Source organism: Amycolatopsis regifaucium, from assembly GCF_001613935.1.
GTDB classification, from domain to species: domain Bacteria; phylum Actinomycetota; class Actinomycetes; order Mycobacteriales; family Pseudonocardiaceae; genus Amycolatopsis; species Amycolatopsis regifaucium.
This window is the reverse complement of sequence record NZ_LQCI01000017.1, coordinates 85,661-100,031: the sequence shown is the minus strand read 5'-3', so window position 1 is coordinate 100,031 and position 14,371 is coordinate 85,661. Positions and strand designations below refer to the sequence as shown.

13 protein-coding genes are annotated in these 14,371 nt (G+C 69.0%); 12 read left to right on the top strand and 1 reads right to left on the bottom strand.

The features are described from left to right. The 9 genes from AVL48_RS19485 (at position 1) to AVL48_RS19445 (ending at position 12,320) form a co-directional block, all read left to right on the top strand. On the top strand, positions 1 to 558 hold the full coding sequence (locus tag AVL48_RS19485; RefSeq protein WP_061987786.1) for a DUF5987 family protein: 558 nt from the start codon (positions 1 to 3) through the stop codon (positions 556 to 558). Next, positions 555 to 2,207: a GMC family oxidoreductase N-terminal domain-containing protein gene (locus AVL48_RS19480; RefSeq protein ID WP_061987788.1), complete on the top strand. Its 1,653-nt coding sequence runs from the start codon at positions 555 to 557 to the stop codon at positions 2,205 to 2,207. The genes AVL48_RS19485 and AVL48_RS19480 overlap by 4 nt, the downstream gene beginning before the upstream one ends. A 2-nt stretch (positions 2,208 to 2,209) precedes the next feature. Then, positions 2,210 to 3,166 carry a carboxymuconolactone decarboxylase family protein gene (locus tag AVL48_RS19475; protein ID WP_061987790.1) on the top strand — a complete coding sequence of 319 codons (957 nt, stop codon included), beginning with the start codon at positions 2,210 to 2,212 and terminating at the stop codon, positions 3,164 to 3,166. A 175-nt stretch (positions 3,167 to 3,341) separates the two neighbouring features. Further along, entirely contained in the window at positions 3,342 to 9,164 is a 5,823-nt protein-coding gene (locus tag AVL48_RS19470) for a type I polyketide synthase (RefSeq protein ID WP_061987792.1), read from the top strand. Position 9,165: 1 nt separating this feature from the next. Continuing rightward, complete coding sequence (locus AVL48_RS19465; RefSeq protein WP_044855858.1) at positions 9,166 to 9,606, top strand: acyl-CoA thioesterase; 441 nt, start codon at positions 9,166 to 9,168, stop codon at positions 9,604 to 9,606. Between the two features lies 1 nt (position 9,607). Further along, positions 9,608 to 10,198, top strand: a complete 591-nt coding sequence (locus AVL48_RS19460; RefSeq protein ID WP_061987794.1) for a flavin reductase family protein — start codon at positions 9,608 to 9,610, stop codon at positions 10,196 to 10,198. Between the two features lie 30 nt (positions 10,199 to 10,228). Next, positions 10,229 to 10,414 (top strand): DUF6222 family protein, encoded by a 186-nt coding sequence (locus AVL48_RS19455; RefSeq protein WP_061987796.1) that lies wholly within the window; start codon positions 10,229 to 10,231, stop codon positions 10,412 to 10,414. After that, positions 10,411 to 12,114, top strand: coding sequence for an acyl-CoA carboxylase subunit beta (locus AVL48_RS19450; protein ID WP_061987797.1), 1,704 nt, complete (start codon positions 10,411 to 10,413; stop codon positions 12,112 to 12,114). The genes AVL48_RS19455 and AVL48_RS19450 overlap by 4 nt, the downstream gene beginning before the upstream one ends. An 11-nt stretch (positions 12,115 to 12,125) precedes the next feature. Further along, entirely contained in the window at positions 12,126 to 12,320 is a 195-nt protein-coding gene (locus AVL48_RS19445) for an acyl-CoA carboxylase subunit epsilon (protein WP_061987799.1), read from the top strand. 233 nt (positions 12,321 to 12,553) lie between these two features. On the opposite strand, the gene AVL48_RS19440 is transcribed toward AVL48_RS19445, so the two are convergent. Then, positions 12,554 to 12,745: a hypothetical protein gene (locus AVL48_RS19440; RefSeq protein WP_061987801.1), complete on the bottom strand. Its 192-nt coding sequence runs from the start codon at positions 12,743 to 12,745 to the stop codon at positions 12,554 to 12,556. Between the two features lie 318 nt (positions 12,746 to 13,063). Between AVL48_RS19440 and AVL48_RS40560 the strand changes: the two genes are divergently transcribed. The 3 genes from AVL48_RS40560 (at position 13,064) to AVL48_RS19430 (ending at position 14,370) form a co-directional block, all read left to right on the top strand. Continuing rightward, a complete protein-coding gene (locus AVL48_RS40560; RefSeq protein WP_279626628.1) occupies positions 13,064 to 13,186 on the top strand; it encodes a hypothetical protein in 123 nt (40 codons plus the stop codon). Between the two features lie 113 nt (positions 13,187 to 13,299). Beyond that, complete coding sequence (locus tag AVL48_RS19435) at positions 13,300 to 13,608, top strand: DUF6235 family protein (protein ID WP_061987803.1); 309 nt, start codon at positions 13,300 to 13,302, stop codon at positions 13,606 to 13,608. 276 nt (positions 13,609 to 13,884) lie between these two features. After that, positions 13,885 to 14,370, top strand: a complete 486-nt coding sequence (locus AVL48_RS19430) for a DUF6423 family protein (RefSeq protein WP_061987805.1) — start codon at positions 13,885 to 13,887, stop codon at positions 14,368 to 14,370. Position 14,371 lies beyond the last annotated feature (1 nt).

Sequence of the window (14,371 nt, the reverse complement as noted above, 5' to 3'; positions counted from 1 at the left end):
GTGGAAGCGGACGAACAGGCCAAGGTGTCCACTTTGGAGGCCTACGCGGACACGATCTTGCCGGGGGAGAAGCGGTTTCCCGGCGACCACGCGATCGCCGGCGCGGCGCCGGGGCCGGGCGCGGTCGTGGCGGGCGCGCTCGACCTGCTGCACACCGAGGCGACCGGGGTGACGGTCGGGTTGCCGTATCTCGCGCAGTCCCTCAACGAGCACGCGAAGGTCTACGCCAAGGAACACGACCTCACGCTCGCCGAGGAGCTGCCTCCGTTCGTCGCGCTGTCCTTCGCGGACAGGACGGCGCTCGTGCGGTCGCTGACCGCGCCGGGACATCCGGAGAAGGACGGCTGGGTCAGCCTCGCCTTGTTCTGCAACATGTCCTTCGACAGCGCGGCGCACAAGCACACCGCCGAGGCCATCGCCGAGGGCCACCCCGGGCTGCTGGCGATGGGATACACCGCGCCGGACGAAGACGGCCTCTGGCGGTTCCCGAAGTTCTCGTATCGCCGCGAACTGGCGAAACTCCACCCTGACACCACGCCATCCGGGAGCCCCGCATGACTGCCTACGACAAGACCGACGTCGTCATCGTCGGCAGCGGGTTCGGTGGTTCGATCCCCGCCTACCATCTGGCCGCGGGCGGGGCGAAGGTCACCGTGCTGGAGCGCGGGCCGTGGCTGGAGACCAAGGACTTCGAGCACGACTACCTGCTCGGTTCGTCCTACACCCGGGCGTTCGATTTCGTCGTCGGCGACGGGATGAGCGTGCTGGGCGGCAACTGCGTCGGCGGTGGCAGTGTGGTGTACTTCGCCGCGATGCCGCGGGCGCCGAAGTTCGTCTTCGAGCGGCACGGCAGCATCGGCCGCCGGATGTGGCCTTCGGCGATCACGCGGGACTCGCTGGAGCCTTGGTACGACCGCGTTTCGGATTCGCTGCCGGTGTCCAAACAGGACTGGAACGACGTGTCCTACGCCGGTGGGCTGTGGGCCGCGTTCTGTAACCACTCCGGCCGTACCGCGAACCCCGCGCCGGTCGCGGTGGACAACGACCGCTGCGTCAACTGCAACTTCATGATGGCGGGCTGCCGCTTCGACGCGAAGCGCTCCCTGCTGACCAACTACCTGCCCGCCGCCCTCGCGCACGGTGCGAAGATCCGGCCGCTGCACGAGGTCCAGCGCATCGAGCGGATCGACGACGGCGACTACCGCGTGCACTTCAACATCGTGGACGACGAGGACTACCGCGTGCACTCCGGCGGCGGGACGATCGACGCGAAGATCGTCATCATCGCCGCCGGTGCCGGTGCGACGCCGGTGATCCTGCAGCGTTCGGAGTCCGCGCTGGGCACCATGCCGCACGCGGTCGGCCGGTACTTCTCGGGCAACGGTGAGCGGCTCAACACCGCGATCATCGACGAGGAGCGGGTCCGCGAGGTGCTCGGACTGTCCCGTGAGGACGGAAAGGTCTACGAGGCCAACCACATCGGCAAGGGCCCGACCGTGGCGAACTGGGACAAACTCGACGGTTCGCTGCCGGAGTACGAGCGGTACTCGCTGGAGCAGCTGTACTTCCCGCCGGGGCTGGGCACGATCCTCGCGCAGGTGCCCGACGGCGACGAACCGCGCTGGTTCGGGGCGCAGAAGAAGGAGATCCTGAAGAAGTGGGCCTCCTGGCTCACGATCTTCCTGATGACCGAGGACGACAACGAGGGTGTCTTCGGCGCTCCGCCGCCCACCGGCAACGCCTACCGCATCTCGCAGCAGATGCTGGGCCGAGGACCGCTGAAGTACGATCCCACGCCGAACACCCTGCACGGCTGGTCCCTGGCCGACGCGGAGTGCAAGGAGATCCTGGAGAAGGACGGCCTGGCGAAGGTCTCGCCGTGGACCAACGACGTCGTCGGCGCGTACACCGTGCACCCGCTGGCCTCGTGCCGGATCGGTGACGACCCGGAGACCTCGGCGTTGCACCCGAACCACGAACTCCGCGACCATCCGGGGATCTTCGTGACCGACAGCGCTTCCGTGCCGGGCGCGCTGACGGTGAACCCGGCGATGACGATCGCGGCGCTGGCCGAGCGTTCGGTGCCGGGAATCGTGCGGGCGCTGCAGGCACGCGGGGTCGACGTCACCTACGGCGCTCCGGCGCCGGACGGTTCGATCACCGGCCGCCGGGCGGTCAGCAAGCTGTCACTGGTAGCCGGCAGCTGATCATGGCCCCCACGCCGGTGAAACTGGCTTTGCGGCGGGCATTGCGCGACGTCCGGTACGTCCGGCCGGTGTCCTACGGCCGGGCGACCGGGCTCGTCCGTGACGTCTATCGTCAACTCGAGCGGGACTTCGGCATGCTGGCCCCGCCGGTGGCGCTGCAATCGCCGTCACCACCGGTTCTCGCGGCGAGCTGGCTGATGCTGCGGGAATCGCTGGTGGCGACGGGGGCGACGAGCCGGGCGGACCGGGAGGTCGTCGCCACGCTGGTGTCGCAGGCGAATTCGTGCCCCTTTTGCGTCGAGGTGCACGGCATGGCGCTGGATTCGCTCGGCCACTCTTCGGTGGCTTCGGCGATCGCCGCCGGTCGTCCCGTGGCGGATCCACGCTCTTCGGCGACGTTGTCGGGGGCGGCCCACTCGGAGCTGACCGCGGTCGCGTTCGCGTTCCACTACCTGAACCGGGTGGTGAGCGTGTTCCTCGGACCGTCGCCATTGCCTCCGTCCGTGCCGGATTCCGCACGGGCGAAGGCGAAGGCGGTGCTCGGCCGGTTCCTGAAACCTGTCGAAGACGCGCCGCCCGGTGACTCACTGGAGTTCCTGCGTGCCGGTTCCCGGGATTTCGCCTGGGCTGAGGGTAATCCGGTCGTCGAGGATGCCTTCTCCCGTGCCGAAGCCGCGTTTTCGGCGCTGGAGATCTCTCCCGTCGTGCGGGATGTCGTGTCGCGCGAAATGTCCACATGGGACAGCTTACCGCCCGGCTTGAGCCGTTCGTGGGTGGACGTCACCGACGATCCGGCCGCTCGGCTGGCCTTGGTGGTCGCGAAAGCGCCCTACCAGGTCGACGACGCCCTGGTCGCCGCGGCGGGGCTGGGCGATCGAGAGCTGATCGAGCTGGTCGGGTGGGCGAGTTTCGTTGCCGCGCAACGGTGTGTGACCACGTCCGCGCATTCAGAGGACTAAATGCGGATTCGCCGGTCCGCCTTCAACAACCTGAGAGAAGACCCGCCACCCGGCTGCGGTTCATGCTTGACCGGACTGCAGATGCGGACGGCGGCAGTGCTTCTGGGGACAGCGGCCCGGCGCCGAGGCCGGATTCCATGACTTGAGTGGTTGAGAGCTAGGGGAGTGCGGTGGCATGAGCGTTGAGCGGATTTCGATTGTCGGTATCGGTCTCCGATACCCGGACGCCGGTTCCCCGGATGAACTGTGGGAGAACGTCCTCGCCGGCCGTCGGGCGTTCCGGAGACTGCCCGACGAGCGGATGAACCTTGAGGACTACTACTCACCCGACGCAGGAGCGCCAGACCGCTTCTACGCCAAGAAGGCCGCGGTCCTGCGTGACTACGAGTTCGACCGGATCAAGTACAAGGTGGCCGGCAGCACGTTCCGCTCGACCGACACCACGCACTGGCTCGCCCTCGACGTCGCCGCGCAGGCCTTGGCCGACGCCGGTTTCCCCGAGGGCGAGGGACTCCCGAGGTCCGCGACCGGCGTGGTCATCGGCAACAGCCTGACCGGTGAGTTCTCGCGAGCCAACATCATGCGGCTGCGCTGGCCCTACGTGCGCCGCACGATCGCGGCGGCGCTCGCCGAGCGCGGCTGGGCCGACGGGGACACCGCCGAGTTCCTCCACGATCTCGAGGCGCAGTACAAGGCGCCGTTCCCGGAGATCGACGAGGACACGCTCGCCGGCGGGCTGGCCAACACGATCGCCGGCCGGGTCTGCAACTTCTTCGACTTCGGCGGCGGCGGGTTCACTGTGGACGGTGCCTGCTCCTCGTCGCTGCTTTCCGTGGTCACCGCGGCGAACGCGCTTTCGGAGGGCGACCTCGACGTCGCCATCGCCGGTGGGGTCGACCTGTCGATCGACCCGTTCGAGGTGATCGGTTTCGCCAAGACCGGCGCGCTCGCCAAGCGCGAGATGAAGGTCTACGACGCCGACTCCAACGGTTTCTGGCCCGGCGAGGGTTCCGGCATGCTCGTGCTGATGCGTGAGGACGACGCGATCGCGCAGGGCAAGCGGATCTACGCCTCCATCGGCGGCTGGGGTGTCTCCTCCGACGGCAAGGGCGGCATCACCCGGCCCGAGGCGTCGGGGCATCGGCTCGCGCTGAAGCGGGCCTACGACAAAGCCGGGTACGGCGTCGAGACCGTCTCCTACTTCGAAGGCCACGGCACCGGGACCGCGCTGGGCGACGCCACCGAGATCGAGGCGCTGTCCACCGCCCGCCGCGACGCCGATCCGCTCGCCGACCGTGCCGCGCTGAGCACGATCAAGGGCAACATCGGGCACACCAAGGCCGCGGCGGGGGTCGCCGGGCTGATCAAGGCGACGCTGGCGGTCTATCACCAGGTCATCCCGCCCGCGACCGGCCATTTCGACCCGCACGAGTCGCTGGTCGGCGACTCCGCGCGGATGTACGTCCCGGCCGACGCGGGGCTGTGGCCCTCGGACCACCCGGTCCGCGCGGGGGTTTCCGCGATGGGGTTCGGCGGCATCAACTCGCACGTCACCGTCACCGAGGCGCCGGGCGCGGCCCGGCGCAAGGAACTCGACGAGAAGACCCGCTCACTCGTCGCCGGACGGCAGGACAGCGAGCTGCTGCTGCTGGACGCCGATGACGCCGCTTCGCTGCGCGGCCGGGTCAGCGGGCTGCTGGAGGTCGTGCCGAAGCTGTCGTTCGCGGAACTGTCCGACCTCGCCGGCACGCTTTCCGCGGAACTGTCCGGAAAACCGGTGCGGGCGGCGGTCGTCGCGACCAATCCGGAGGACGCCGAGCGCAAGCTGGCCAAGCTGCTCGACCTCCTCGGCGAGGGCGAACCGGAGGTTTTCTCCGCCGGTGAAGGCATCTTCGCCGGTTCACGTGCCAAGGGACCGAAGATCGGGTTCCTGTTCCCCGGCCAGGGTTCCGGGCACGGCACGGTCGGCGCGGTGCGGAAACGCTTCGCGGGCGCCGACGACATCTACCGCGCCGCGGGCCTGTCCACCGGCGCCGACCAGGTGAGCACCGACGTCGCCCAGCCGCGCATCGTCACCGGTTCGCTCGTCGGGCTCCGCGTGCTCAAGAGCCTGGGGATCGAGGCGCAGACGGCCGCGGGCCACAGCCTCGGTGAGCTGACCGCACTGCACTGGGGCGGCGCGCTCACCGAACGCGAAGTCCTCAAACTGGCCAAGATCCGCGGCAAGGTGATGGCGACCGCGAGCGCCGGCAACGGTGCCATGGCGGGGATCGCGGCCGCGCCGAACGTCGTCGAGCGGATCGCCGACGGGGAGGACGTCGTCATCGCCGGGTACAACGCGCCCGAGCAGACCGTCCTTTCCGGACCGGCGGACGCGATCGAGCGGGTGGTCGCCTCGGCCCGCGCCGAGGGCGTCACCGCCACCCGGATCAACGTCTCGCACGCCTTCCACTCACCCGCGGTCGAACCGGCTGCCGAAGCGATGACCGAGGAACTCGCCGCGTTCGACTTCGCCCGGCTCGACCGGCCCGTGGTGTCGACGGTGACCGGCGACGTCCTGCACGCCGCCGAGGATCTCCGCGATCTGCTGCGCGACCAGGTGGTCCTGCCGGTCCGTTTCCGTGAGGCTGCCGCGAAGGTCGCCGAACGCAGCGACCTGGTGATCGAGGTCGGTCCCGGCCGGGTGCTCACCGGGCTCTTCGGCGAGATCGCGCCCGGCATCCCGGTACTCGCGATCGACACCGACAGCCCGACGCTGGCCGCGGTGCTGAAGGTCGCCGGTGCCGCGTTCGCCTTCGGTGCTCCGCTGGAGACATCGGCGCTGTTCGCCGGTCGTGTCGTGCGGTCACTGCCGGTGGACGGCGAGTTCTCCTTCCTCGCCAGCCCGTGCGAGGCCGCGCCGTCGATCGGCGCGGAACTGGCCCGCGACCGCGTCGCCGAACCCGCCGAGGCGGCCGCTGCGGGGGAGGCCTCGGAGAACGGGGGCAGCAGCACCCTCGATCTGCTGCGCAAACTCGCCTCCGAACGGGTCGAACTGCCGCTCGAAGCGGTCACCGCCGATACGCATCCGCTCGACGACCTGCATCTTTCGTCGATCACCGTGGGCCAGCTGGTCAACGACGTGACCCGTGCGCTCGGCCGTCCGGCGCTGGAGGGCATGCCGAACTTCGCGACCGTCTGTCTCGGTGAACTCGCCGAGATGATCGACGAACTCGCGCAGACCGCCAAACCCGCCGACAGCAACCAGGCCGAGGTGGCGGGGGTCGGACCATGGGTCCGGCCGTTCGCGGTCGAGTACGTGGTCGCGCCGAAACCGGCACCCGATCTCACGCCGGGCATCTCCACCGCCGAGTGGACGGCGTTCGCCCCGGCCGGTCACCCGCTGGCGGAGCCGCTGCGCGCGGCGCTGGCCAACGCGGGTGTCGGCGACGGTGTCCTCCTCTGCCTGAACGAGGACAGCGACGCCGACGACGTCGGGCTGTTCCTGGACGCGGGCCGCGCGGTACTGGCCGCGCCCAACGGCACGCGGTTCGTCGTGGTGCAGCACGGCCTCGGCGCTTCCGGGCTGGCGAAGACACTGCGACTGGAAGACCCGTCGGCCCGCACCACGATCGTCGATCTCGCCGACGTCGACCCGGTCGATCCCGGAGCCATCGGCGCCGCGGTGTCCACTGTGGTCACCGAGGTCGCGGCGACGAACGACTTCAGCGAAGTCCGCTACGACTCCGCCGGTGTCCGGACGGTGCCGAAGCTCGGCGCGCTGAAGCCGTCGGAGTCCGAAGGGACCCCGCTGGGTACCGACGACGTCCTGCTCGTCACCGGTGGCGGCAAGGGCATCACCGCGGAGAGCGCGTTGGCGCTGGCCAAGGACTCCGGCGCGAAACTGGCGCTGCTGGGCCGGAGCGATCCGGCCGACGACGCCGAACTGTCGGAGAACCTCGGCCGGATGGCGGCGGCGGGCATCACCTACCGCTACGAACGCGCCGACGTCACCGACGACCGGCAGGTGGCGGACGCGATCGGCCGGATCCAGGCCGAATTCGGCCCGGTCACCGCGGTCCTGCACGGCGCGGGCCGCAACGAGCCCGCCGCGTTGTTCTCCCTGACCGAGGAGACCTTCCGCAAGACGCTCGCACCGAAGATCGGCGGTCTCAACGCCGTCCTCGACGCGGTCGACAAGGACAAGATCAAGCTGCTGGTGACCTTCGGCAGCATCATCGGACGGGCGGGCCTGCGCGGTGAGGCGCATTACGCCACGGCCAACGACTGGATGACCGAACTGACCGTGCGCTTCGGCCGCGAACACCCCCAGGCGCGGGCGATCGCGCTCGAATGGTCGGTCTGGTCCGGTACCGGGATGGGTGAAAAGCTCGGTGTGGTCAGCGCGTTGATGCGCGACGGCATCACCCCCATCCCGACCGAGGAGGGCATCGAGATCCTCCGCCAGGTCGTCGGGGATCCGGCGGCCCCGTCGGTACTGGTCGTCTGCGGCCGGACCGCGGGGCTGGCCACCCTGCCGGTGGAGAAGCGCGAACTGCCGCTGAACCGCTTCGTGGACCGTGCCGTGGTCCACTACCCGGGTGTCGAGCTCATCACCGAAGCCGACCTTTCCGCGGGCAGTGACCCGTATCTGGCCGACCACCTGCTCGACGGTCAGCTGCTGTTCCCGGCGGTGATCGGGATGGAGGCGATGACCCAGGTCGCCAAGGCCACCCTGGCGGCGGAAAGCCTGCCGGCGCCGGTGTTCTCCGACGTCGAATTCCTGCGGCCGATCATCGTCTCGCCAGGCGGGTCGACCACCATCCGGCTCGCCGCGCTGGCCAGGGACGCCGAAACGGTGGACGTGGTGCTGCGCAGCGGGGAAACCGGGTTCAGCGCCGACCACTTCCGCGCCCGGCTGCGCTTCAGCCGTCCGGATCCGCTCGGTGAGCCGGTGGTCCGCGACGTCGCGCTGCCGCCGGTCCCGGTCGACCCGACGACCGAGCTCTACGGCACGGTTCTCTTCCAGGGCAAGCGGTTCCAGCGGGTCACCGGCTACCACCGGGCCAGTGCGCGGCACGCGGTCGCGGAGATCGCGACCGGCGCCGAGGTCGACTGGTTCGCGCCGTTCCTCCCGCAGGAACAGCTGCTGGCCGATCCGGGCACCCGCGACGCGATGATGCACGCGATCCAGTGCTGCGTCCCGGACGCGACGCTGCTGCCGCAAGGGATCGAGCGGCTGTACCTCGCCGAACCCGGCGAACAGCATCCGGAATACGTGCTCCTCGACGCCCGCGAGCGGTCGCAGGACGGCGACAGCTACCTCTACGACCTCGACGTCCGCAACCCCGACGGGAAGCTCGTCGAGCGGTGGGAAGGGCTTAAACTGCGCGCGGTCCGCAAGCGTGACGGTGCGGGACCCTGGGTTCCGTCGATGCTCGGGTCCTATTTGGAGCGTTCCGCCGAACGGCTGCTCGGTTCGTCCCGGGCGATCGTCGTCGAACCGGACCCGGTGGGTGTTCCGGTCGAGACCACTCCGGAACGGCGAGCACAGACGGCACTGGCCGCCGGCCGCGCGGTCGACGCCCCGCTGGAGATCCGCTACCGCCCCGACGGGAAACCGGAGGCCGACGGCGTCGAGGTGAGCGCGTCGCACAGCGCCGACCTCACCCTGGCGATCGCCGGTAGCGGCCGGATCGCGTGCGACGTCGAAACCGCGATCGAGCGGACACCGGAGGATTGGGCGGGTTTGCTCGGCGAGGATCTCCTCTCCGTCGGGGAACTGCTCGCCGCCGACGCCCGCGAACCGCTCTCGGTCGCGCACACCCGGGTCTGGAGCGCGCTGGAATGCGTGCGCAAGACCGGCGACATGACACAGGCGCTCACCGTGCACCGGGTCGATCCGGACGGCTGGGCGGTGCTTTCCCACGGCAATGCCCGCATCGCCACCTGGGCGACGACCGTCAACGACCGGACCGATCCCGTCGTCTTCGCGGTGCTCCAGGGAGAGGAAGACTGACATGGCCGACTACTACGAGATCCTGCACACGGTCGGATTCGAAGAGACCAACCTGGTTGGCAACGTCTACTACGTGAACTACGTGCGCTGGCAGGGCCGGTGCCGCGAGATGTTCCTGAAGGACAAGGCACCCGCGGTACTCGAAGAGGTCCGCCGCGACCTCAAACTGTTCACCCTCAAGGTCGATTGCGAGTTCTACGCGGAGATCACCGCGTTCGACGAGCTGTCCATCCGGCTGCGGCTGGAGGAACTCACCCAGACCCAGATCCAGTTCACCTTCGACTACGTCCACCTCACCGACGAGGGGGAGCGCCTGGTGGCGCGCGGACGGCAGCGGATCGCGTGCATGCGCGGACCGAACACGGCGACGGTGCCCAGCCGGGTGCCCGAGCAGCTGCGGGAAGCGCTGGCCCCGTACGCGGTCAACGGCAAGGGGGAGTGACGTGGGCACTGTGGAGCCGGCAACGGATGCTCAGGAACCCTCGCGGCCGGTGCTGAAACGCCTGCCGACGCCGGCCGCGAGGCGCCGGTTGTCGGCGCAGGCCGGGCTGCGGGAGGTGATGGGCCAGTTCGCCACCGGGGTCACCGTGCTGACCGCCGGCGGCGAACGGGCACACGGGATGACCGCCAACGCCGTCACCTCGGTGTCGCTGGAACCGCCGATGGTGCTGTGCTGCGTCTCCCGCGCGGCCCGGATGCACGACGCGATCGTGACGGCGGGTTCCTACGCCGTCACCGTGCTCGCGTCGGACCAGAAAGACCTCGCGAAGTACTTCGCCGACTGGCGCCGCCCGGCCGGGCTCGCGCAGTTCGATTCGGTGGACTGGACGGCCGGCCCGCAGACCGGTTCCCCGCTGCTCGACGGCGCGCTGGCGTGGCTGGAATGCGAACTCGCCGAGGTCTACGAAGGCGGCGACCACTCGATCTTCCTCGGCCGGGTGGTCGCGTCCAGCCGTGGCACCGCGCAGGACTCACTGGTCTTCTACAGCGGCGGCTACCACCAGATCGACGGCCGTATCCGCGCCTCGGCCTGACGCGAAAGGCTTGAGAGGAAGGAAAACATCATGACCACCAACGAATCCGCCACCGCCCGGCCGGACGAGACACCGGCGTCGGTGCACTCGCTCGACCGGGCGCCGGTGGTGACCACGATGCCTCGGCTCGGACGGGGGGTGTGCTGGCGCGACATCGTGCGCGAGATCGAACTCGACGAGCTCGAGCGCGAGACCCGGATGAAGGAGGCGGCGTGACCCTGCAAGGCGATCCGGGCGCTCAGCGCACGGAGGATTCCGAGGTGGTGCCGCTGCCGGAGGACCGGCTGCGGCGCCCCCGGATCCCGAGGGCGACCGACGGGCAGGTGATCCCGCTCGCCCGCGGCGCCGAACCGGTGCACCCACCGGAACCGACGATGCCGTTGCTGCGCGGCCAGCGCGACGAACTGCGCGAGCACATCGTCGACGGACGGCTCGACGGCATCCGGCGGCAGCACTCGCTCGGCAAGCACACCGCGCGCGAACGGCTGGAACTGTTGCTGGACCCCGATTCCTTCACCGAGGTCGAGCTGTACCGGCGGCATCAGGCGAGCGGTCTCGGGCTGGCGGAGAACCGACCGTACACCGACGGCGTCATCGCGGGCTCGGGCACCATCGACGGACGGCGTGTGTTCGTCTACGCGCAGGACTTCACCGTCTTCGGTGGTTCGCTCGGCGAGGCGCACGCGGCGAAGATCCACAAGGTGATGGACCTGGCCATCGCCACCGGTTCCCCGCTGATCGGGCTCAACGACAGCGGGGGAGCGCGGATCCAGGAAGGCGTCATGGCGCTCAACGGCTACGGCGGCATCTTCCGTCGCCAGGTCGAGGCGTCCGGCGTCATCCCGCAGATCAGTGTGGTGCTGGGGCCGTGCGCCGGCGGGGCGGCTTATTCGCCCGCGCTCGCGGACTTCGTCTTCATGGTGCGGGACACCGCGCGGATGTACCTGACCGGACCGGACGTCGTCGAGACCGTGACCGGAGAACGGGTCAGCCACGACGAACTGGGCGGCGCGGACGTGCACGGCGCGTCCTCCGGCGTCGCGACCGTGGTGCACGACGACGAGGAATCCTGCCTGGCCGACGTCCGCTATCTGGTGTCGCTGCTGCCGTCGAACTACCTCGACCCGCCGCCGCGGGAGCCGTCGCAGGACGCGGGCAAGGACCGGCGCCCCCGGTTCGCCGAACTCGTCCCCGTCGAGCCGAACCAGCCCTACGACATGCGGGACGTGTTCGCGGAACTGGCCGACGACGGCGAGTTCTTCGAACTGCACGAGCGGTGGGCGCGGAACGTGCTGTGCGCGCTCGCGCGGATCGACGGCCGCGTGGTCGGCCTGGTCGGCAACCAGCCCGTGGTGTTCGCCGGCGTGCTCGACGGACCGGCTTCGCAGAAGGCGGCACGGTTCGTGCGGTTCTGCGACGCCTTCAGCATCCCGCTGGTGACGCTCGTGGACGTCCCCGGATTCCTGCCCGGTGTCGAGCAGGAGCATTCCGGGATCATCCGGCACGGAGCACAGCTGCTGCACGCCTACTGCGAGGCGACCGTGCCCCGGATCCAGGTCATCCTGCGCAAGGCCTACGGCGGCGCGTACATCGTGATGGACTCGCGGTCCATCGGGACCGACCTGTCGCTGGCCTGGCCGACCAACCAGATCGCCGTAATGGGCGCGGAGGGCGCGGTCAACGTCCTGTTCCGCAAGGACCTCGCCGCCGCGGCCGACCCGGCCGCGTTGCGCGCCCACCTGGTCGCCGACTACACCGAAGAGTTCATGAACCCGCAGTACGCCGCCGAACGGGGTCTCGTCGACGACATCATCGACCCGGCGGACACCCGTTCCGCCGTCGCGCGGGCGTTGGAGATGCTGCAGGACAAGCGAAAGGCGGCACCCCAGCGCAAGCACGGCAACCACCCGATCTGAACGGGGAAAGCATGCCACCATCCGAAAAGGACTTTTCGGTGCCGGTGTTCCGGATCCTGCGGGGGGATCCGGAAGACCTCGAACTGGCGGCACTCGTCGCCGTCTTCGGCGCGCTCGCTTCCGCGGCGGTGCCACCCGCCGTCCCCGTGTGGTCGGCGTGGTCCGCGCGGGGGCGGGCGGATTGGCGCACTTCCGTCTTGCGTTGAGGGGTCGTCCGGGATCAATCGGACGCTCGGGTGCCGAGGAGTGTCCCTTGCGGACTCTGATGGTCGCCGGTCTCCGTGGGAACACTGCTGCCCTGCGTCGAGGCATGATGTCCTGAAGGGCCTCCCTTGAGACCTTCAACGGCTCAAGGGAGGCCCTTCAGGACACACCACATTTTCTGCCCCCCTCATAACCCCCGAACCCCACTCGCGACCCGTTTCGTGCTCGGACCCGCTCACGCGGCGCGGGCGGTCGCGAGCCGGTGTGCCGCCTCGGATTCCCGCCGCGGCGGATACGTGCTGTGGTGGCTGTGCACGGCGACGTAGAGGATCCCGCCCGCCACCACCGTCTCCAGGCCCGTTCGCTCCCCGGCCTCGAACGGGCCGCCGCAGGCCGCACAGGTCCGCTGCCGCTCCACGGCGCTCACGACCGGTCCCTTTGTTCGGGTGCGCCCGGGTCGGGCCAGGACAGGCCCAGCAGCTCGACGTCCAGTTCGTCGTCGGCGTAGATTTCGTACGGGTCTAGGCGTTCGGTCATGGCGGGCTCCTTGGGTTTTCCGTGTACTACCAGAGCACTACCGGTACCCCCTCACCGTCGACTCGTTATTTGCTCATCGCGACCTCCAACCGGCTTCGAGTCCGCCGCGATCGCACCCCGATCGGTGCGGTCCATCCTTGGTTGTCAAGTGAGCGGTTCATCGAAGGCCGGGAGGAACGTCATGACGGCACAGGTGCGAATTTGGGTCGTGACCGATGATTTCGACCCGCGCGGGACAGCCGGGGCCGACGAGACGGTGTCGGTCCCGGAACCACGGCGGGCCGCCGAAGACGAGTCACCGGCCGAACACATCGTCCTCGGTTACAACTAGCGGACCTGAGCGGCGACCAGTACGTACAGCACGAACAGAGAAGACCACCGGGTACCGCGGACGGGAGAATGAAGATCGTCCGCGACCCGGCGAGACCTCGAGGAGGCCTTCGGATGGCTATGCGCCTCCAGCTCACGTCGGGTTTGCAGGTGCTGGAAGAATGGGCGATCAACGCTCCGCAGGCCGATCGCAATGTTATCTACGAAGCCCTCTTCGCGGTAGCCGACGGATCCGCTTTTCTCATCTACGACATTTTCGGAGATGGCCGGGATCCGCATCAGTTCATCATTCTGGTGAAACACGACCTCGTCATCAGGATAGGGCTCAAGCGGACCGATTCCTCGTTCGAGATCGTCTATATCGGTGCCTTGGAGCACGGCACACCCGCCGCGGCCTGGGCCGAGGACGCGGACGAGTCCTGACCTGGTACCGCTGAACGGACCAGTCCGAAACCGCGTTACCGGCAGCCTTTCGCACCAGTGCGTCGTGCGTTCCTCATCTTGACACCATCCGGGTCACCGTGAAATTCTTCCGGTGTTTGCGGATGGGGGAATTCTGCCGACCGGTGCAGTAGTGCGGCGCAGCTGAGCAGGTAGCCGACTGGGCGCGGGTCATCGAGGTATGGAGGCACGAAAATGTCGTCACCCGAATTCCCAGGACTGGACGTTTCCACGCGGGTACGCGCACGTGACATTCAAATGGCGGGGGTCGCCGATGTCCGCCGCCGGGTGCTGATGATCTCCGGCGCCATCGACACCACCGACCACGACGTCTCGGTCAGTGTCAACCTGCCGGAACCGGGCCGTTGGCAGGTGATCAAGTCCGAGACCAACCTGACCGACAAGACCTGGGTCGCGATGCAGGTCGTCACCGACGAGGATTCGACGTTCGTCAACGACGCCGACACCCTCGTGCTTTCCCGCCAGTTCTCGAAATCCTTCATGACGCCGGATCAGCGCCGCCTCACCTTCTACGACGGTGAAGTCCGCCCTGGCGAGGCCGTGTTGAAGGTGTACTCGCTGGACGCCGGCGGCCGGAAGCCGACCTACTCCTACTCCCGCTACAGCCCGATCGCGACCGACACCGCCGAGCAGTCGCAGCAGACACTGGAAGAACTGATCAGCAACGGGATGAAACAGCGTCCCGTGATCGAGCTGATCGTCCCGGTGACCGTGATCGGCTGAG